This window comes from Burkholderia sp. Se-20378, assembly GCF_017104665.1.
Classification (GTDB): Bacteria; Pseudomonadota; Gammaproteobacteria; order Burkholderiales; family Burkholderiaceae; genus Burkholderia; species Burkholderia lata.
Window position 1 is genome coordinate 1 of the sequence record NZ_JAAGPG010001000.1, and the last position, 1,393, is coordinate 1,393.

Below are 1,393 nucleotides of genomic sequence, written 5' to 3' on the forward strand. Positions count from 1 at the left end.
CGCACGCGCGGGGCGGCAGCCGCCGGTCGCGCAACCGGTCGCGCGCGCGCGGCGGCGTCTCGAACACGATCTTGCCGACCGGCAGCGCGGGCAGCACCGCATCGTGCGAGCCGAGGTTCAACGCGATCGTCAGCGTGCTGCCGTCGCCGAGGCGCCAGCGCGCGACGAGCGCCTGCGGGTCGCCGTCGCCCGTGAGCAGGTCGACGCCGAGTGAGCGCACGCCGGGCAGGTTAGGTGTCACGAGCGCCGCGCGCACGGCCAGCGCGCTGCGGTAGAAGCGCCGCCATGCGTCGGTGTCGGGCGTGGTTTCGTCGCTACTGCCATGCAGCGTCGAGCGCACGAACGTCGCGATGTCGTTCGGATCGGGAATCGCGTCGCGATGCGCGGCGTCGGCGAAGGCCGGAAAGGCCGCGAACTCGCGACGCCGGCCTTCGCGCACCGCGTCGGCAAGCGCGCCGCGATAGTCGGTGAAGAACTGGAACGGCTGCGTGCTGCCGTCTTCCTCGCCCATGAACAGCAGCGGGATCGACGGCGCGAGCAGCAGCAGCGCGGTCGCCGCGCGCACCGCGTCTTCGTTCGCGAGCGTGCGCAGCCGTTCGCCGAACGCGCGATTGCCGACCTGGTCGTGGTTCTGCAGGAATGCGACGAACGCGGTCGGCGGCAGGTGCGCGCTCGGTTCGCCGCGCGCGGCGCCGTCGTGCAGCGGCGACGGTTCGCCCTGGTACGCGAAGCCTTCGCCGAGCGTGCGCGCGAGATGGCGCAACGGCGCGTCGGCGTACGCGCGGTAGTAGCCGTCGCGCTCGCCGGTCAGCAGCACGTGCGCGCTGTTGTGGAAGTCGTCGTTCCATTGCGCGTCGAAACCACCGGGCCCGAGCAGGCTCGCCGCATTGCGCTCGTTCTCGAGCACGAGGTGCACATGGCGCGTGTCGCCCGCGTACGCGCGCACGCGGCGCGCGAGTTCGCGCAGCCACGCGTCGTCGTCGATCGCGTGCGCGGCATCGATGCGCAGCCCGTCGAAACGGAATTCGTCGAGCCAGTACAGCGCGTTCTCGATGAAGAACGCGCTGGTCTGTTCGCGCGAAAAGTCGATGGCCGGCCCCCACGCGGTCTGCCGGTCGGTGCGGAAGAACGCGGGCGCGTAGCGCGGCAACAGGTTGCCCTCCGGGCCGAAGTGGTTGTAGACGACGTCGAGGAACACCTGCAACTCGAGCCCGTGCGCGGCATCGACGAGCGCTTTCAGTTCCTCGGGCCGCCCGTACGACGCATCGGGCGCGAACGGCAGCACGCCGTCGTAGCCCCAGTTGCGCATGCCGGGGAACGCGTTGACGGGCATCAGCTCGACCGCGGTCACGCCGAGCGCGGCGATTTCCGGCAGGCGCCGCGCTCGGCGTGA

The 1,393-nt window shown here is 71.5% G+C and carries 1 protein-coding gene; it reads right to left on the reverse strand.

Annotated features, from left to right (window positions below; all coding sequences use genetic code 11):
• On the reverse strand, positions 1-1,393 hold a 1,393-nt coding region (locus G3N93_RS39700; protein ID WP_206135492.1), incomplete at both ends, for an alpha-amylase family glycosyl hydrolase.